Raw genomic sequence first — 19,736 nt, 5'->3', positions numbered from 1 at the left:
AAAAAACCAGACATATAGTCTGGTTTTTTAATTCCCGAGTTGATCACTTAATTAAGCACCAGCGAAAGCAGGCTCAACGTATGACACAGGATTTTCTTGCGCTTCATCTTCAAATACGACGTATTCCCAAGCCTCTGGCTGCTCAAGAAGCGCCAATAAAAGCTTATTGTTTAAACCATGACCTGATTTGTACGCTTTGTACTCACCAATCAAGCTATGACCTAGAAGATAAAGATCACCGATCGCGTCCAAAATCTTGTGACGAACAAGCTCGTCACGGTAACGCAGACCTTCTTCATTCAATACACGATAATCATCTAGTACGATGGCATTTTCCATGTTCGCACCACGAGCAAGATTATTCGTCTTGAAGTACTCGATGTCTTTCATGAAACCAAATGTGCGCGCACGGCTGATCTCTTTTACGAAAGTAGTGGTTGAAAAATCCAAAGACGTAGTTTGAACATCTTCACCAATAGCTGGATGCTCAAAATCAATCTTAAATGACAATCTAAAACCAGTATGCGGCTCAAGAGAAGCATACTTATCACCATCTTCGATGCGAATTGGCTTTTTAACACGAATGAATTTCTTCGGCGCATTTTGCGCTTCTAATCCTGCTGATTGCAGCAAGAAAACGAAAGGACTCGCACTACCATCCATTAATGGAATTTCGCTAGCGCTTACCTCTACATAAGCATTATCAACTCCAAGACCAGCCATAGCAGAAAGCAAATGCTCAACAGTACTAACCTCTACACCATTCTGCGACAAAGCAGTTGCAAAGTTTGTTGAGCCCACTAGGCGTGCATCCCCATGAATCTCGACCACAGGGTCTAGATCCGTACGAACAAATACGATGCCGGTATTTACAGGGGCAGGTTTCAGTGTCAAATACACCTTCTCGCCAGAGTGCAGACCAACGCCAGTTGCTCGAATAATGTTCTTAAGTGTGTGTTGGCGTACCATTCTATTCCTACATTTTTATGACTGGATACATTTGTTTACAAATATATCAATAACTCATTTTTTATACAATCCAACATTTTGATTTTGCATCATTTTTGCTCAAATTAATCAGCTTGACGACGCAAAAATGCTGGAATGTCCAAATACGATAATTTATCGCCGCCTGAATTCGCATTTGAATCAGAAGATTCAGCAGACTCATCCAGACTTTTCTCTACCGTTTCCACCTTCACACTTGGAGAAGGCGTTGACACTGACTGAACTGTCTCTTGAGGAGTAACAACTTCTTTCTCAATAGTAGGCTCAGCTTTAGTCATAACTGGTTGAGAGACAACAGATTCGCCAACAGCAGACTTCATTTCAACTGCATTTCGACCCTCTAAACCAGTGGCCACCACTGTAACTCGCATCTCATCACCCACACTCGGGTCAATCGCACAGCCAATTACAACAGTTGCATCTTCCGATGCATATTCTTCAATGATGCCACCCACCTCGGTAAACTCTGACAAACCAACTTCTTCGTTTGCTGTAATGTTCACCAGCACGCCACGCGCACCTTTTAGGTTGATGTCTTCCAATAATGGGTTATGAATCGCCGCCTCAGCTGCTACTCTTGCTCGATCTTCACCTGAAGCAGAGCCTGTCCCCATCATCGCCATACCCATTTCTGACATCACAGTTCTTACGTCAGCAAAGTCGACGTTAATAAGACCTGGACGCATAATAAGGTCGGTAATACCTTGCACTGCGTTAAACAAAACATTGTTTGCTTCACCGAACGCTTTCAACAAAGAAATGTTCTTTCCTAATACAGGCAACAAACGTTCGTTTGGCACCGTAATTAATGAATCGACATTTTCTCGTAATTCTTTAACACCTTCTTCAGCTACTTTTGCACGGCGACGCCCTTCAAAAGGAAATGGCTTAGTCACAACCGCGACTGTTAAGATACCTAATTCACGCGCAACCTTAGCAATTACGGGGGCTGCACCAGTACCTGTACCACCACCCATGCCTGCGGTGATGAACACCATGTCCGCACCAGTCAATAACTGAGTAATTCGTTCTTGATCTTCCAAAGCAGAGTCGCGCCCTACTTCTGGATTAGCACCTGCGCCCAAACCTTTAGTGATGGTTGAGCCAAGTTGCAATGAAATTCCTGTGTCAAACCCCACAAGGGCTTTAGAATCTGTGTTGGCACAAATAAACTCAACACCTTCTAATTGATTTTCAAGCATGTGACGAACAGCATTACCGCCACCACCGCCTACACCCACAACTTTAATTACTGCGTTGTCGGTCAAACTATCTTCGGCCATATCAAAGACATTCATGGGCTTACTCGCTCCTCAAAAAAATTCGCTATCAATTTTGGTTAGATATAACTTTGAAACCAATGTTTCAACTTCTGCCAAGCTTTCGTTGCACTGAAAGATGGCTTGGTTTCATTCTTCGGAGCCAAAATTGATGCTTCACGTTTAGTTTGCGTCTTAGACATCATCCCTTTAGCGATTTCGGCTACATCAGCCTCTTTACTACCATAAGCCAATAATCCAACACTGGTTGAATATATTGGGTTATCGACAATATCTGACATTCCTTTAGTACAATCTGGCACAGACAACCTCACTGGCATTTGAAAAACCTTCTCTGCCAAGTCTGCTGCACCTTCCATGAGCGACGTACCACCAGTAATCACAATACCTGCAGGGATACGCTCGGCGTAACCACTGCGTCTTAATTCATCCAGAATTAAATTGTAAATTTCTTCGTATCTTGCCTCTACCACTTCCGTTAAAGCATGGCGTGTAATAGATCGAGGTTGACGATCCCCAACACTGGGCACCTGCAACACTTGATCAGTCGACGCCATAGAAGACATAGCGCAAGCATACTTCACCTTAATTTCTTCAGCATGCTGTGTCGGAGTTCTCAAGGCCATTGAAATATCATTGGTTACTTGATCTCCTGCCACAGGCACGACAGCGGTATGATGCAAAGCACCATCGATCCAAACTGCAATGTCTGAAGTACCGGCACCGATATCAATCAGGCAAACACCTAAATCTTTCTCATCCTCGCTCAATGACGAATCACTGGACGCCAACTGAGACAGGATGACACCATCTACGCCCAAACCACATCGCTTAATGCACTTCTCAACATTCATCACCGCGTTGACCGCGCCAGTAATCAAATGAACATTGGCCTCTAATCTCACACCCGACATACCAAGTGGGTCTTTAATCCCCTCCTGAGAGTCAATGTGATATTCTTGAGGCAGAATATGCAGTACTCGCTGGTCCGATGAAATAGGCACAGCTTGCGCCGCATCTATCACACGTTCAATATCTTCCGTTTGAACCTCTCCATCCTTCACCGCAACAATACCGTGAGAATTAAGACTTCGGATGTGGCTGCCTGCCACACTGACGTAAACCGAATGAATATTACAGCCAGCCATCAACTCAGCTTCTTCAACGGCTCGCTGAATGGACTGAACTGTTGACTCAATATTAATGACAACGCCGCGCTTCATTCCTTTTGAACTATGAGAGCCAATACCGACAATTTCCAAACTACCATCAGCCAGTACTTCACCAACCAAACAGATAACTTTCGATGTGCCTACATCTAGACCGACTATCATTTCACCTTCCCGGTATTATGTGCGTTGTAATCCGGACCATTTAGTTGTTTAAAAAAGCAACAAACGGGCCAAAATCAATTTTTTTTCTTCCAGCCCACCGCGACCCCATGAGGGTAACGCGCATCGACTGAAGTAATTTGTTCTATTCTACCTGATAAATCGCTTTTATACACGGCTATAAAGCGCTGTAATCGCTCTAAAATATCATCTCGACCCAGCTTAACTGCTAGGCCGTTGCTAAAAACAATCTGCCAAGCCCCCCTAGGCTCCAAAGTGAGTCTCGCAATCCGCAATGACGTCGATGCTAACACCTGACTAATAAGACCAAACTGCTCCAATACAACGTCACTTGAATCCACTGGACCATACAAAATGGGCAGCGGCAAATCCGGCAACACTCGAGGAGAAATCACCACTGCCGAAGCGGAAATGATTTGCCCATCGCGCCAGTATGCAAGAGGGACGTATTCGTGCACAATCACCTGCAAGGTATTTGGCCAAACTTTACGAACCTCTGCCTTTTCCACCCATGGTGATGACAAAACCACAGCCAAGGCCTCTTTCACAGACAACCCCAACAAGCTTTGCCCTAAAAGCGATGAAAACTCTCGCTGAAGCTCCACTTGCGTGGTATTTTGCAAATTCCCTTGTATGTCTATTTTTTCAATTGCAAACCAAGTATCTGGGGAATCCTCCCCTTGAAAACTTGCTACCACAATTAAAAGTATCGCTCCAATGAACGCTGCCAGCCTCATAAATGTTGTTTACCTTGCTTGAGACCAAGCCTGCTGAGCGATTTTTTCCACCAAGGCCGCATAATCTAATCCAACATGCGCTGCTGCCATCGGCACAAGGCTGTGAGACGTCATACCAGGCGCCGTATTTACTTCCAGCACCCAAAACTGCCCCTGCTGATCTCGCATCACATCGACACGCCCCCAACCACGACAACCTAATGATCGATAAGCTTCCAAAGACAAACGTTTTAACTCGGCCTCATCATCCTTATTCAAACCACAAGGCAAAAGGTATTGTGTATCATCTGCTAGGTATTTTGCCTCATAGTCATAAAGCTTATGATCCTCTGAGGGCTGCAAACCAATCGGCGGATACGCCTCATCATCGATGATGGTGATGGTGAACTCCGGCCCGTTAACAAACTCCTCAACCAACACATCCGAATCGTATTCTAAAGCCTGCTGCAAAGCGACCTCTAGCTCTTCTTTATTGGCAACCTTATTGATACCAATAGTAGACCCTTCACGAGACGGCTTAACAATCAAAGGATAAGACATTGCTTGCTCAATCTCAGCAACACTTGCCTCTCCGGAAAAAGACAAATACGCTGGCGTTGGAATACCTAAACCGCGCCAGAATCGCTTAGTGAGCACTTTATCCATAGCGAAACCGCAGGCCAACGGAGAGCTGCCTGTATAAGGTTTCCCCATCATTTCCAATAATGCTTGAACTCGACCATCTTCACCTTCACCACCATGTAAGGCAATAAAGGCTAAATCAAACTCGATAGACTGTAGTTGGGCAATAGGATCCGCTGATTGCTCTGCACCATACAGATCCACATCAACGACTTGATAGCCTTTAGAACGCAACGCCTTAGACACCATAGTGCCACTTTCTAACGACACTTCACGTTCTGCAGAACGACCACCATAAATCACGGCGATCACTGAATCTTGCAACGCTTTCAACATATCAAATCCCATCCACAGACAATTTTTTCGACACCGATCCGATATCACCAGCACCTTGAGTGATGAGCAAATCCCCTTCACGAAGCACATTACTCAAAATGGCTCGCAAATCCGATTCACCACCTACGTGAATTGGATCGACTGTACCGCGCTGACGAATGCTACCGCATAAAGAACGACTATCCGCACCGTTGATCGGCTGCTCGCCAGCTGCATAAACATCCAGCAGCAGCAACACATCCACTTGCGACAACACGCGAACAAAGTCTTCATATAAATCACGGGTACGAGAGAATCGGTGTGGTTGATAAACCATCACTAGACGCTTTTCAGGCCAACCTTCTCGAATGGCTTTAATCGTCGCCAACACTTCACTTGGGTGATGACCATAATCATCCACAAACATGACTTCTGAACCATTACCAAGCGCCAAAGGTTGTTGCTCTTGAAAACGTCGACCAACCCCTTCAAATCCCATCAAACCGGCTTGAATAGCCGCTGCCTCGACACCTAAGTCGGTAGCGACTGCGATTGTCGACAAAGCATTCAGCACATTGTGACGACCCGGCATCGGCAGACGTATCTTCAATGGCTCACCTTCAGGGCGATGCGCCATAAACTCACAATAACGCCCTGTCTGCTTGATGTCCGTCGCGTAAAAGTCGGCTTCTTGCTCTATACCATAAGTCAACACAGGACGGCTCAGAGCAGGTAGTATCTCACGGACATTCGCATCATCCACACACATTACCGCCAAACCATAGAAAGGCAGGTTATGAACAAACTCTACAAAAGTGTGTTTTACCTTCTCAAAATCACCTTGATAGGTATCCATGTGGTCTTCATCAATATTGGTAACAATCACCGTTTGAGGCTGCAAATGTAAAAAAGACGCATCACTCTCATCCGCTTCTGCTACCAAATAAGAACTACTACCAAGCTGAGCATTAGTACCAGCACTGGTTAATCGGCCACCAATAACAAAGGTTGGTGTCTCACCTGTCGCCGCCAGCACGGACGCCATTAAACTGGTTGTGGTGGTCTTACCATGCGTACCGGCAACGGCGATTCCATGACGGTAACGCATCAGTTCAGCAAGCATCTCAGCTCGTCGGACAATCGGAATACGATGCTCTTTACCCCAAATAATTTCTGGGTTTGCTTCATTAATCGCAGTGGAAACCACAATCACATGAGCATCATGAACATTCTCCTCCATGTGCCCTATGTATATTTTAATTCCTAACTCCGCTAAACGATCCGTCGTAGAAGACGCTTTAAGATCAGAGCCAGATACTTGATACCCTTGGTTATGCAGCACTTCTGCAATGCCACACATCCCCACACCACCAATACCAATGAAGTGAATATTCTGGATTCGACGCATGGTCGGGATATCGTATTGAGCTTTGTTTTCTATCATGATTTAACTAACCTTAAGCAATGTGCAACCACATCTTGTGTTGCACTCGGATGAGCAACCAACTTCGCTTGCTCCCCCATTTTCAACAATGTTTCTTCACTTTCTAGCAAGCCTGCTAGCATCGAAATAACCTTTTCACTACTGAGTTCAGGCTGTGGCAACAAATAAGCCCCACCTACTTTCTCAAGATGACGGGCATTTTCTGTTTGATGGTCATCAATGGCAAAAGGGTATGGCACCAATATCGAAGGCAAACCAGCTACTGCCAATTCACTAACCGTCATTGCACCAGCCCGGCACAATACCACATCCGCCCAATAATACGCTTGATTCATATTCTCTAAATACGCATCAACACGCGCCTCAACCTCTAGAGAATCATACAAAGCTTGCACATCTTGGTGATTACGCTTTCCGGTTTGATGCCAAACATCCAGTCGCTGAGAAAAAGGCCATTCAGCCAGCACTTTAGGGATAACATCATTAATCGCTTTCGCCCCTAAGCTCCCACCAACAACCAACAGCCTTAAGGGCCTTGCTGTTTCCAAACGAGATGAGCGCACAACTTGTTGCAAAATATCACGGCGAATTGGGTTGCCTAACGTTAATGCGTTAGGCAAAGCCCCAGAAAACGCCTGCATTTTTAAACCAGCCACTTTGGCCAACAGTTTATTTGTAGTCCCAGCTACCGCGTTTTGCTCATGAATCGCCAACGGGATGCCAAGCAATTTTGCTGCAACACCACCAGGCCCAGCAACAAATCCACCCATCCCCAATACCACGTCTGGCTTTAAAGATTGCAGAACGGCAATCGCCTGACCAATGGCATGAAGAATACGAAATGGCGCAGCGGCAAGCCCCAACACACCCTTTCCACGCACCCCTTTAATAGACAGAGTATGCAGTGGGATATCGTGCTGCGGCACAATGGATTCTTCCATGCCTGCTTTCGACCCTAACCAATGCACCTCTATACCTTTTTCCCTAAAGTCATGCGCACAAGCTAATGCAGGATAAATATGACCACCTGTACCGCCAGCCATGATGACGACTTTTTTCACCTTACTCATCGCTCACTCTCTTTATCCGTATTGGCACTCGAGTCTGACCATTGAGCTCGACGGTTTTCCACATCCACACGAGCCACAACAAACAAACTGGCCAGCGTAATAATTAAACTACTGCCACCAAAACTAATCAGCGGCAAGGTCAAGCCCTTAGTTGGCAAGAAGCCCGTATTCACCCCAATATTAATAATCACCTGCGCCAAAATAAGAATGGCAAAACCAAAACACATATAGGCAGCAAAAGGCCGATCGAGAGACATAGCACGATAACCAATCTTGAACGCGCGACTCACCATCAAACCAAACAACAGAATCAATAATAAACCGCCCACCATGCCGGTCTCTTCCACCCAAATTGAAAACACAAAATCCGTATGAGCTTCCGGTAAATAAGACAGCTTCTGCACACTATTCCCTAACCCAAGACCAAACCACTCACCTCGACCATAAGCAATTAATGCCTGACTTAACTGATAGCCCTCGTTAAACGGATCGGCCCACGGGTCAATAAAGTTCATTAGACGTTTCAGCCGGTAACTCTCGGATATGGCAACAACCCCAAGCATACAAACCGCTGCAGCCAACAAAAGTAAGAATTGATAAAGGGGCGCACCACCAAGAAACAGCAACACCATCACCGTGCCCAACAGTACAACGGAAGCCCCAAAATCCGGCTCAAAAAGCAAAAACAGCAGAAAAACACTACACAGACAGAGAGGCAGAACGAATCCAACCCAACCTTCACGAACTCGATCGGCGCGACGTACTAAGTAACCAGAGACATACACCACCATACAAACTTTGGCGACTTCCGAAGCTTGCAAGTTAAAGACCACAAGATTGATCCAGCGACGACTCCCGTTAACACTTTTCCCTATGCCTGGCACTAACACTAGGATCAACAAAATCAGAGACAACCCCATCATCAGGATGCCCCATTTTTGCAATTGAGCAGTGGGCAACGACAACATCACCGCACCAAACATTAAACCAAGTAAAAGATAAAGAGACTGCCTTACCATAAAGAAATACGGATGACCGTGAATGCTTTCGGAGATGGAAATAGAGGCACTTGACACCATCACCAAACCCAACGCCAATATGGCCACGACAGATGCCAAAAACCAAGCATCCACACGGATAAATTCGCGCAGAGACACTCGGTCAAACTGAGTTAGCCAAGTCATAGCTGATTAACCAAATCAACAAAATGCTGACCACGCTGCTCAAAGTTCTTATACATATCCAAACTCGAACAGGCAGGTGAAAACAAGACAATATCACCAGGCCGAGCCAGCTGAGAAGACGCCGCAACCATATCATCAAGCGTATCAAAGCGAGACAATTCAACCCCTTCAGGTACAATTTCAGCAATGCGGTGAGCATCTTTACCAAACAGATAAAGATGACGAACATACGCAAGCATGGGCTTAGCAAGATCCTTGAATTCGGCCCCTTTACCATCACCACCCGCTAACAACAAAATATTCTTCTGATTGCTTCCCAAACCTTGCAAGGCCGCTAAGGTCGCACCGACGTTCGTACCTTTAGAATCATTAATGTAAGTCACCCCCTGGTGCTCACGTATTGTTTCACAGCGATGAGCCAAACCACCAAATTCCGCTAACACCGCGGCAATTTTCGACGATGTCACATCCACTTTTAGCAATTCCAACATAGCCAAACAAGCCAATACATTGGCGTGATTGTGCGAACCTTTTAAAGCGATTTGAGAAGTATGATATAAACGCTCAACACCACGACACAGCCATGCACCGGATTCATCCGGCAATAAACCAAATTCTTTCAGGTCTGGGCTCTTAGTCGTAAAGGCTCGAACCGGTACACCTTCTGCGAGCAAAGGCGCGGTCAGAATATCTTGTTTATTACAGACGGCCGCTTTACAACCGCGATAGACTCTTTGCTTGGCCCTTTGATAAGAATACAAATCGTCATAACGATCCATATGATCTTCTGAGACATTCAACAAACAAGCGACATCCGCCTGCAAAGCATGGGTAGTTTCAAGCTGAAAGCTGGACAACTCCAACACATAGAAATCCACATCTGGCGCCAGCAAATCCAGTGCAGGCAACCCCAAGTTACCGCCAGCAATGGCTTTATGCCCCACTGCCTGTAACAGTAAAGCCAGCAAACTGGTCACCGTACTTTTTGCATTAGAACCTGTGATCGCAATAAAAGGGGCGTTGGCGTAATCGCAAAACAAATCGATATCACCACGCATAGACACGCCCTGCTCCGCTAAGCGTTGTAAAACAGGGGTTTTAAGAGCAATGCCCGGACTGACAAACAATTCGGTGACACCTAAGGTTTCCAGCACCTCAAGCTCACCGGTAAAAATCCGCTCCGGCGGACAAAACGCCTTTACATCCTCTAAGCCTGGTGGCTGTTCTCTTGAATCGACCACATAAAAGCCCAAGCCTTTACTCGCCAAAAAGCGCGCGCAAGACAAGCCTGTCGCTCCCAAGCCGACAACGGCTCTAACCCGATCTGACCCGATCAACGACATGACAACTCTCCTAACGTACTTTCAGCGTAGCCAAACCAATCAATACCAAACACACAGTAATGATCCAGAAACGTACGATCACTTTTGGTTCAGCCCAGCCTTTCAACTCAAAATGATGATGAATTGGCGCCATTCTAAAAATACGACGCTTGGTCAGTTTATAGGAGGCTACTTGCAAGATGACAGATACAGTCTCCATCACAAACACACCACCCATGATAAACAGCACCAACTCCTGTCGCACGATGACCGCAATTACACCTAAGGCGGCACCAAGGGCAAGTGAACCCACATCGCCCATGAAAATTTGCGCAGGATAAGTGTTGAACCATAAAAAGCCTAAGCCCGCCCCAGCCAAAGCCGCACAAAACACCAACAACTCCCCTGTTCCTTGAACATAGGGAATCAACAAGTATTCAGAAAATTGGCTGTTACCAGTCAAATAAGCAAAAATACCCAAGGCGCCACCAACCAACACAGTCGGTAGAATTGCCAGCCCATCAAGACCATCGGTCAGGTTAACCGCATTACTGGTGCCCACGATGACGAAGTAGGTCAGCACCACAAAGAAAATACCAAGCGGTATCACGATATCTTTAAACAATGGCACGATCAATGACGTCTCAGCTGGCGTCGTTGCTGTCAGATACAGGAATATCGCCGCCGCCAAACCAAAAAAACTTTGCCAAAAATACTTCCACTTCGCAGGCAAGCCTCTCGGGTTTTTCTCGACGACTTTACGATAGTCGTCTACCCAGCCAATAGCCCCGAAACTTAGCATCACCAAGAGCACTAACCAGACATAGTGATTGGTTAAATCGCCCCACAGAATCGTACTGACCGAAATAGAGAAAATAATCAACGCACCGCCCATAGTAGGAGTGCCCGCTTTGGATAAATGGGTTTGTGGCCCATCATCTCGGATCGCCTGACCAATTTGCAGGCGCTGCAACATCACAATGACTTTATTACCAATTAGCAACGAAATAACCAGTGCCGTCAGCACACCCAAAATGGCGCGCAGTGACAGATAATTAAATACGGTAAAAAAGGTGTGGTACTTACTTAAATAGGTCGTTAGAAGAAGTAACATCGCTCAAGAACATCCTAATCTTTTAATCTTTCTATAATTTTTTCCATCTTAGCCGAGCGTGAGCCCTTCACTAAAATAGCATGGTTTTCATTTAGCTCTTGTACTACAACAGCCGCTTCTTCATGATTCTCACAAAAATATACGCTCCCACCTTGCTGTTTAAACACTTCTCCAGCAATCGCTGCTAAAGACCCTAAACAGACCAAGTGAGTAATCCCTTTGGTTTTTGCATACTCTCCCAGTTCTGCATGAAATTCATTTTGGCGCTCGCCAAGTTCGCCTAAACCACCCAACACCAACCAGGTAGATTGAGCAGATTGCATTGTTAAAACGTCAATCGCCGCCTTAACTGAAGTTGGATTGGCATTGTAACAATCATTGATCAGCAGAGCCCCTTTTTTTGTTTTCAGGCGCTCCATTCGACCAGCCACCTGAATTGGCTGAGCCAGCTTCTCGACAGCCACCGCTAAAGAGAAGCCCACAGATAACAAAGCCAACACCACTGCCATACCGTTGGCAATTTGATGACGACCAGGACTTGCAATCAACACTGACAAAGATTCACCCTGATAACAGAATTTGGCTCGACTGCTATCTGCGCCTAGTTCAATGTCTTTCGCATACAAATCCGCCTGCTCAGTAAAGCCAAAAGAAAGGACTGTCCTGTCACCAGCTATGTCGCACCAATAACCAAAAAAGCCGTCATCCGAGTTTAAAATCACCGTCGCGTTTTGCGCCGCTCCAGTAATCAAACACCCCTTCTCTTTTGCAATACCTTCCAGCGAGCCCAAACCTTCAAAATGGCTACCACTGGCATTGGTTAAAATCACCACATCCGGCATCGCAATTCGAGCTAGATTGGCAATTTCCCCTGGGTAATTTGTACCCGCCTCAATGACCGCCACCTGATGGTCCGACTGCAATTCCAACAATGTCTGCGGCAAACCAATTTGATTATTTAAATTGGCGCGTGTTTTTAACACATTTCGACCGCTAAGGGATTGCGCTAACCAATCTTTTACAGTGGTTTTACCATTACTTCCGGTAATGCATATCACCGGACCAGTAAAGGCCTGACGTATCAAATTGGCAATACGGCCATACGCCTCTAGGGTATTAGCCACTTTCACATGGCAAACACCGTCCAACTCAACCTCACTCAACACCGCAACGGCACCAGCAGACATAGCCTGATCAATAAAATCATGCCCATCAAAGCGCTCACCACGCAAAGCCACAAACAAACAGCCCGGAACAATGCGTCGGGTATCCGTCACTATACTACTGAGTGATTGGTTGTCTCCCACCAACTCACCATCACAAGCAAGGGCGACATCACTAAGAGACAAATTAACCAACATAATCTTCTAACACCCTACAAGCTTCTTCTTTATCGTCAAAATGGTGCTTAATGCCATCAATATCTTGATAAGCCTCATGACCTTTACCTGCTATTAAAATAACATCATTCGGACGGGCTGACATCACTGCCTCTTGTATCGCCAGACGGCGATCTGCCTGCAGGTGATAACTGGCGTGAGCGTCGGTGTTTGCCAATACATCTGAAAAAATCTGCTCAACCGATTCCGTTCTTGGATTATCTGATGTTAGCCATACTGCATCCGCATTCGCCATCGCAGCAGACATCATCAGCGGTCGTTTACCACGATCTCGATCCCCACCACACCCAAAAACACAAATCAAACGTCCTGCCACATGCTCTCTAATCGCTTTTAAAGCACTCTCTAAAGCGTCTGAGGTATGAGCGAAATCGACCACAACCAGTGGCGCCTCTGACACTTCTACTTTATCCATTCGACCAGGCGCGCCCTTTAGCTTTGACAGACAAGCAATAAGATCAGCCTTGTTGCTTGCCGAAGACCACAGACAGGCCACAGCAGCTAAAGCATTTTGTACATTAAAACGCCCTAGCAAAGGTAGAAACACCTCCGTCTCGCCCTCTGGGTGACACAAAATAAAACGACATCCGGTCGGCTCTAATGTCAATTCCTTGGTGTAAAAATCAGCCTGCGGATTGGCCTCACTATAATAAAAGCAATTAGCATTAATGGCTGGCTGAGTCATAAAACCAACATACTCATCATCCAAGCAAAACACAGCCTCTTCCACACAAGGGAACGCAAACAGCTTTTGTTTGGCTGCCGCATAAGACGCCATATCACCATGATAATCCAGATGATCACGAGTCAAATTAGAAAACACTGCCGTCTGAAAAGGCACACCATTGATTCGACCTTGATCCAGTGCATGAGAAGAAGCTTCAAAAGCCACATAATCAACGCCCTGCTGAGTCAGTGACATCAAGGTTTGATGCATCGTTAAAATATCTGGCGTCGTTTGATCTGCTGTTCGCAACTGCCCCAATGGGCCGATTCCAAAGGTACCAACCAAACCGCTTTTATACCCCATCATCTCGGCAAGCTGCGCGGCATAAAAACAAATGGATGACTTCCCGTTTGTTCCAGTGACCGCCATCATCTTGCTTGGCATATGGCCAAAGTATTGATGCAAACACATCACTAACAACTCAGCTGGATCAGCGACGGCAATCAGCTCTATGTCATTACGCTCAACCTTTATACCAGTCGGTACGATGGCAATTTGACAACCTAGAGCAACCACATTATCCAAGTAGTCCCAGCCATTGGAACCGACACCAGCAAGCGCAAAGAAAACCCCGTTCGCATCGAGTTTTCGACTGTCGATTTCTAAGTGGGTATATAAAGCAGAACGCGGGCTAGTCTTTTCAGAATAGCCCGCTAAATTTAATAATTCTTGATGTGATATAACCGGCATATTGCTAGCCTCCTTGCGCTACTTGATAAGGAAGTTTCTTCGTCTTCAATCTTACCTCCCTTAACCCCTCTGGCAAATCTGGATAAATATTTAATGTTGTCAGCGCCCCTTCCATCACCCGAGAAAATACTGGGGCAGCAACTTCACCACCATAATACTCTCGACCTTTAGGGTCATTCACCATAACCACCATCGCTAAGCGCGGATCAGAGGCGGGAGCGACACCAGCAAACAAAGCAATGTACTGATCATACTCATATCCTTTAGAGCCGACCTTATGCACTGTACCTGTTTTGCCAGCCACACGGTAACCCGGGATCTGAGCAGCACGACCCGAACCGCGCTGAACCACAGCCTCCATCATTTTCACCACATCCTTGGCAACCTGATGTGGAATAACTTGCTTACCTTCCGCCGGCACATCCTGTTTAAAAATAGTAACAGGCACACGGTAACCGCCATTCGCCAATGCCATATAGGCTTGCGCTAATTGCAATGTTGATACAGATAAACCGTAGCCATACGACAAAGTCGCAATTTCTGAAGGGTGCCACTTTGGATGCGAAGGCAAAACACCGGACGCCTCTCCAGGGAAACCGATACCAACTGGTGAACCAATCCCTAATTCATAATCCATATTCCACACCGCATCTTGCGGCAAGGACAAGGCAATCTTAGAAGCACCTACGTTACTAGATTTGATCAACAGTTTTTCAAAATCAATGACACCGTAATTAGCCGCATCACGGATAGTGAAACGCCCAAAACGCAAATAACCCGGAGAAGTATTAATGGTTGTTTCCGTGGAATATTGACCTGACATCAATGCGGCCGATATCGTAAAAGGCTTCATCGTTGAGCCTGGCTCAAATAAGTCAATGACTGCTCTATTTCGAAGATCTTCATACTCTAATTTGCTTCTGTCATTTGGGTTATAAGATGGCTGATTCACCATCGCTAAAATCTCCCCGGTTTTGACATCCAAAATCACCGCAGAAGCTGACGTTGCTCTATGCTCATTGACCGCCGCTTTAAGCTCACGGTAGGCCAAATACTGCAACCTCAGATCGATACTTAACTCAATATTTTCACCCGGGCGCTCATTTTTTTCCGCACCAATTCCGCGGATAATATTACCCGACAGATCTTTCACATAACTACGCTGACCCGGTTGGCCTTGCAATGCACCATCATAGGCCAGCTCAATGCCTTCTTGGCCTTTGTCATCAATATTGGTAAAGCCCACCACATGTGAAGCCACTTCACCAGCAGGATAGAAACGCTTATATTCTTTTGTTTTGCTAACACCAACCACTTTCGCCGCCATGATGGCATCCGCTTCTTGCGGTGGAATCTGACGACGTAAATACATAAAAGAGCGATTTTTGTTGGCTTCAAACTTTTCTTGCAACCAAGCTCGACCTACTCCCATTACTTCGGCAAGTCGCTTAATTTCTTGCTCAGGCCCCACACCAACAGTGGGATCACTGGACATTTTCCATAGCGCTCTAGGGTTGGCAATAATAGTCCAAGTAGGCGTACTAACCGCCAAAGGCTCGCCCCGACGATCTAATATCATCCCCCTGGTCGCAGGTATGGATTCCGTTCTTACTGCTCGAATTTCACCCTGATTCTGTAAAAAGGCTTTATCGACAACGGTTAAATAAAACAAACGCCCGGCCGCAACCAGGAACAATACAAAAGCGACACCGTACACAAAACGTAAGCGCCACTTTCCAATATGTTGAGAGCTCTCTACAGTCTTCATGGTTTCACTATTATCAGTTCGTCTTGAGATGGCGCGTGCATGTTTAAATCCTTAATGGCCGTCTGTTCTAATCGACTGGGCTGAGTTAAAGCGCTTTGTTCCAAAAGCAACTGCCCCCACTTCACTTCAAAATCTACTTCTTCTTGCTTAAGCTTCTGCAAATACGAAAAGTCTTGCCGAAACTCATAAACCTGAACAACCACGGCCATAGAGACCAAAGTCAGAACCACCACACCGGATAAATAAATCCACGGTGTGAATCTGGACTTAATCACTCACCCTCTCCAGCACTCTCAACACCGCACTTCGTGAACGCACGTTGTCGCCTACTTCATTTTTGGAGGGCTTAATGGCTTTACCAATCGTTTTAAATTTGATGTCTAAATGCGCATTTTGAATCGGCAAATGACGAGGCAACTCCGGTCCTTTTGCTTTTAATTTCATAAAACGCTTAACAATACGATCTTCAAGGGAGTGGAAACTGATTACGACCAAACGACCACCCACTTTTAGCGCATCTACTGCGGCTTCCAAGCCTTTCTCTAAATCCCCAAGTTCATTATTGATATGAATGCGAATTCCCTGAAAAGCTCGTGTCGCTGGATTTTTACCTTTCTCCCAGGCTGGATTAGCTTCTGCGACAATTTTTGCTAACTGCAATGTTGTGACAATCGGCGTATGAGAACGATATTCACAAATTGCCTTGGCAATACGACGAGAAAAGCGCTCTTCCCCGTATTGATACATCACATCGGCAAGGTCTTTTTCGTCAACACGGGCAATCCACTCTGCGGCACTCAACCCTTCATTTGGGTTCATGCGCATGTCCAAAGGACCATCATTCATGAAACTAAAGCCACGTTCAGCATCATCTAACTGAGGCGAAGAAACGCCTAAATCCATCATGACACCATCCACCTTGGTATCACCAAACACGTTGGGAATGTGCTCAGACATATTGGCAAAACTGTCTTGAACAATACTAAAACGAGCGTCTTCCGCGGCTAACTCACGACCAAACTCAATGGCCACTGGATCTTTATCGAACCCCAGCATACGACCCTCTTTGAGTCGGCCGAGAACCAAACGCGTGTGACCACCTCGACCAAAAGTACCATCGACATAGTCACCATTCTCATTGGTAACCAACATATCGACGGATTCATTTAGCATCACACTGATGTGTTCGTGTTCGGCATTCGTCATAAAGAAATATCCATCATGGTTTCTGTCTGTAAGTCCTCAAGTGCATCTTGGGACAAGTAATCTTCTCTTTGTGCTTCCCACTCTTCCTGGCTCCAGATCTCGAGCTTTTTACCCTGCCCAAGAATGGTCAGCTTTTTATCTAATCGAGCAAACTCTCGTAGCGGCGCTGGCAACAAAATACGTCCAGCTTTATCCACCTCTAAATCTGTTGCATGACCGACTAATAAACGCTGTAAGCGTCGAGCTTGTGGTTGAAAAGTGGGCAACTTATCTAATTTCTGTTGAATCACTTCCCACTCAGACAAGGGATAAAGCAACAAACAGCGAGAAACAGGATCAATGGTGACAACCACACCCTCTTCCTCGTATTGGCTAAGTTCATCGCGCAGGCGAGCAGGAAGCGACATACGCCCCTTTGCATCCACACTGACTTGATGAATCCCTCTAAACACAATTATATCCCACTTATCGACACTTTCTCCCACAATTTAACACCATTCAACCCAAATAGTAAAAAAATATTGATTAAAAAATGAAAAAATGCCGAACCCCAGACGCAACAACGCCTTCAAGCTATCGAGAAAGTGGTGAAGAAATGCATTTATGGAGGCAAAAAAGACTTTAAAAACAAGAATAAAGGAGAAACATGGGAAAGCATCCCAAATTACCCATCTAAAAAATCTAAAAAAGGGTAAAAAGTGGGAAATAAGGATTTATCAAAGGGAGATATTTAAAAAAGGAATCAACACAGAACAAAAAAGAAAAAAGAAAAAAGAAAAAAGCAAGTTGGCCGATAAGCCGGGTTCTGTCGTGGACAGTCATTCATCTAATACGTACATCGCTGCACGTCTTTAGCAACCTACCCGAACTCAGCGCGGGTCACGCCAAAGAGTTCCTATTTGGTCTTGCTTCAAGTGGGGTTTACCATGCCACGAACTGTTGCCAGTCGCGCGGTGCGCTCTTACCGCACCATTTCAACCTTACCGGCAGTAAACTGCTTAGGCGGTATATTTTCTGCTGCACTTTCCGTAGGCTCACGCCCCCCAGGCGTTACCTGGCACTTTACCCTGCGAAGCCCGGACTTTCCTCCCCTCATAAAATGAGCGGCGACTGCCTGGCCAACTTGCGACGCGCATATTACGTTTCTCACCACAGAATAACAAGGCATTTTGACAGATTAGATAAGTTTCTATTTCATCGGCAGACAAAAACAAACTTCCAAACCACCTTCAGGGCGATTTCGAGCCGTAATTCGGCCTTTGTGAGCTCGAATAATTCGCTGGGAAATGGTTAGCCCTACCCCAAAACCACCACTATTAGCTTCACGCGCTTCAGAAGAACGATAAAAAGCATGGAATATTTTTTCCAACTTTTCATCATCCACTCCAGGGCCGTTGTCCCGTACATAAATAAAGGCCTCACCCGCTTTTTCTTCTGTTACAACCTCAATGACACCACCATCACCCGCATAAAAACAGGCATTACGTAGCACATTCTCAATAGCGTGGCGTAATTGCAACGGATCACCAAACAAGGTTTTAGGCAATCGACCCGTTTTAAAAACAGTGATCCCTTTAAGCTGACTTTCAAAGCTCACATCAGCCACAATTTCATCCAACCAAGCCTGCAAATCCATTGGCTCTTTCACTAGAGCCGCTGCCTCTAAACGACTTAACGTCAGCACCTGACCAATCAGCTCATCCAGTTCATGCAATTCAGTACGGATACGACACAAATAATTTTTTTGAGCATCCATACCATGCTTGTCTTCAGCAATGGTCAAGGCCACCTCAATTCGAGCCAAAGGCGTTCGCAACTCATGAGATACATCCCGCATCAAACGCTCTTTTGACGACAGCAGCGTTTCGATTCGCTCGGCCATCTCATTAAACTCTCGTGCCAGTTTACCAACCGCATCACTTCGACGAGCCATCTTGCGCTCAACCCGAGCCGACATATCGCCACGACCAAACGACCTAGCCACGCGCTGCAACTTCAGCAAAGGCCCCAGCAGCCAATATGCCAACACACCACTCGACACCAGCAAGCCCAACAATGAAAAACCAACAACAGCTTCAGGAGCCAAAGAGTTAATCTCTGGATTTGGCTTAAAAATCAGCAAATACTGTACATTGTTACCACCAATCACTTGAATAAATTGGCTATGCAGAAAATCTGCTGATGGCTGGCCATTTTCGCTCGCCGAATTTTGCTCCCGAAAATTACGTGGCAAGGCTTTCAGTAAAGGCCGACCATTCTCTTGATACAAATAGATAGATCCAGACAAACGCCTCTCTGCTTTTTTTGTTTCCTCCTCTAAAGATTCGACACCGAATTGTTCATAACTTGAAACCAACTGAACACCGATATCGCCCAAAAGATCAGCGGAAACTTGATTTTGCTTCTGAATAAAATGCACCATCCCCAAACCAATACTTACCACAATAATATTGGAGAGAAGCACTACCAGAAACACACGCAGAAAAGTGTTTTTCATG

Annotated in this window: 17 protein-coding genes and 1 other RNA gene; all 18 read right to left on the bottom strand. The window is 45.8% G+C overall.

What is annotated here, in order from left to right; all coding sequences use genetic code 11:
* Nucleotides 1-51: 51 nt before the first annotated feature.
* The gene (lpxC, locus tag DFP76_RS13605; protein ID WP_113875184.1) at nucleotides 52-969 is read right to left on the bottom strand and encodes a UDP-3-O-acyl-N-acetylglucosamine deacetylase; all 918 of its coding nucleotides are present in this window, start codon (nucleotides 967-969) and stop codon (nucleotides 52-54) included.
* Between the two features lie 104 nt (nucleotides 970-1,073).
* On the bottom strand, nucleotides 1,074-2,306 hold the full coding sequence (gene ftsZ, locus DFP76_RS13600) for a cell division protein FtsZ (RefSeq protein WP_113875183.1): 1,233 nt from the start codon (nucleotides 2,304-2,306) through the stop codon (nucleotides 1,074-1,076).
* 41 nt (nucleotides 2,307-2,347) lie between these two features.
* The gene (gene ftsA / locus DFP76_RS13595; protein WP_063331375.1) at nucleotides 2,348-3,622 is read right to left on the bottom strand and encodes a cell division protein FtsA; all 1,275 of its coding nucleotides are present in this window, start codon (nucleotides 3,620-3,622) and stop codon (nucleotides 2,348-2,350) included.
* Between the two features lie 74 nt (nucleotides 3,623-3,696).
* Complete coding sequence (locus DFP76_RS13590; protein WP_245931944.1) at nucleotides 3,697-4,338, bottom strand: cell division protein FtsQ/DivIB; 642 nt, start codon at nucleotides 4,336-4,338, stop codon at nucleotides 3,697-3,699.
* 48 nt (nucleotides 4,339-4,386) lie between these two features.
* Nucleotides 4,387-5,334 (bottom strand): D-alanine--D-alanine ligase, encoded by a 948-nt coding sequence (locus DFP76_RS13585; protein WP_113875181.1) that lies wholly within the window; start codon nucleotides 5,332-5,334, stop codon nucleotides 4,387-4,389.
* Nucleotide 5,335: 1 nt separating this feature from the next.
* Nucleotides 5,336-6,757, bottom strand: a complete 1,422-nt coding sequence (gene murC, locus DFP76_RS13580; RefSeq protein ID WP_113875180.1) for a UDP-N-acetylmuramate--L-alanine ligase — start codon at nucleotides 6,755-6,757, stop codon at nucleotides 5,336-5,338.
* The gene (murG, locus tag DFP76_RS13575; RefSeq protein ID WP_113875179.1) at nucleotides 6,754-7,827 is read right to left on the bottom strand and encodes an undecaprenyldiphospho-muramoylpentapeptide beta-N-acetylglucosaminyltransferase; all 1,074 of its coding nucleotides are present in this window, start codon (nucleotides 7,825-7,827) and stop codon (nucleotides 6,754-6,756) included. Before murG ends, murC begins: the two co-directional genes overlap by 4 nt.
* On the bottom strand, nucleotides 7,824-9,011 hold the full coding sequence (gene ftsW / locus DFP76_RS13570) for a putative lipid II flippase FtsW (protein WP_113875178.1): 1,188 nt from the start codon (nucleotides 9,009-9,011) through the stop codon (nucleotides 7,824-7,826). The genes murG and ftsW overlap by 4 nt, the downstream gene beginning before the upstream one ends.
* Nucleotides 9,008-10,354 carry a UDP-N-acetylmuramoyl-L-alanine--D-glutamate ligase gene (gene murD, locus DFP76_RS13565; RefSeq protein WP_113875177.1) on the bottom strand — a complete coding sequence of 449 codons (1,347 nt, stop codon included), beginning with the start codon at nucleotides 10,352-10,354 and terminating at the stop codon, nucleotides 9,008-9,010. Before murD ends, ftsW begins: the two co-directional genes overlap by 4 nt.
* A gap of 10 nt (nucleotides 10,355-10,364) precedes the next feature.
* Nucleotides 10,365-11,447, bottom strand: a complete 1,083-nt coding sequence (gene mraY / locus DFP76_RS13560) for a phospho-N-acetylmuramoyl-pentapeptide-transferase (RefSeq protein ID WP_113875176.1) — start codon at nucleotides 11,445-11,447, stop codon at nucleotides 10,365-10,367.
* Between the two features lie 14 nt (nucleotides 11,448-11,461).
* On the bottom strand, nucleotides 11,462-12,808 hold the full coding sequence (locus DFP76_RS13555) for a UDP-N-acetylmuramoyl-tripeptide--D-alanyl-D-alanine ligase (protein WP_113875175.1): 1,347 nt from the start codon (nucleotides 12,806-12,808) through the stop codon (nucleotides 11,462-11,464).
* Nucleotides 12,798-14,264, bottom strand: coding sequence for a UDP-N-acetylmuramoyl-L-alanyl-D-glutamate--2,6-diaminopimelate ligase (locus DFP76_RS13550; protein WP_113875174.1), 1,467 nt, complete (start codon nucleotides 14,262-14,264; stop codon nucleotides 12,798-12,800). The genes DFP76_RS13555 and DFP76_RS13550 overlap by 11 nt, the downstream gene beginning before the upstream one ends.
* Nucleotides 14,265-14,268: 4 nt before the next feature.
* On the bottom strand, nucleotides 14,269-16,032 hold the full coding sequence (locus DFP76_RS13545) for a peptidoglycan D,D-transpeptidase FtsI family protein (protein WP_113875173.1): 1,764 nt from the start codon (nucleotides 16,030-16,032) through the stop codon (nucleotides 14,269-14,271).
* On the bottom strand, nucleotides 16,029-16,307 hold the full coding sequence (gene ftsL, locus DFP76_RS13540) for a cell division protein FtsL (RefSeq protein ID WP_063331386.1): 279 nt from the start codon (nucleotides 16,305-16,307) through the stop codon (nucleotides 16,029-16,031). The genes DFP76_RS13545 and ftsL overlap by 4 nt, the downstream gene beginning before the upstream one ends.
* Nucleotides 16,300-17,238, bottom strand: coding sequence for a 16S rRNA (cytosine(1402)-N(4))-methyltransferase RsmH (gene rsmH / locus DFP76_RS13535; protein ID WP_113875172.1), 939 nt, complete (start codon nucleotides 17,236-17,238; stop codon nucleotides 16,300-16,302). Before rsmH ends, ftsL begins: the two co-directional genes overlap by 8 nt.
* Nucleotides 17,235-17,690 carry a division/cell wall cluster transcriptional repressor MraZ gene (gene mraZ / locus DFP76_RS13530; RefSeq protein WP_013795965.1) on the bottom strand — a complete coding sequence of 152 codons (456 nt, stop codon included), beginning with the start codon at nucleotides 17,688-17,690 and terminating at the stop codon, nucleotides 17,235-17,237. The genes rsmH and mraZ overlap by 4 nt, the downstream gene beginning before the upstream one ends.
* A gap of 326 nt (nucleotides 17,691-18,016) precedes the next feature.
* Nucleotides 18,017-18,364: RNase P RNA component class A (rnpB, locus tag DFP76_RS13525), an RNA gene on the bottom strand.
* Nucleotides 18,365-18,427: 63 nt separating this feature from the next.
* Nucleotides 18,428-19,735 carry a HAMP domain-containing sensor histidine kinase gene (locus DFP76_RS13520; RefSeq protein WP_113875171.1) on the bottom strand — a complete coding sequence of 436 codons (1,308 nt, stop codon included), beginning with the start codon at nucleotides 19,733-19,735 and terminating at the stop codon, nucleotides 18,428-18,430.
* Between the last annotated feature and the right edge of the window lies 1 nt (nucleotide 19,736).

Source organism: Marinomonas aquiplantarum (assembly GCF_003314975.1).
Taxonomy (GTDB): domain Bacteria; phylum Pseudomonadota; class Gammaproteobacteria; order Pseudomonadales; family Marinomonadaceae; genus Marinomonas; species Marinomonas aquiplantarum.
This window is presented reverse-complemented; position numbering and strand designations above follow the sequence as displayed.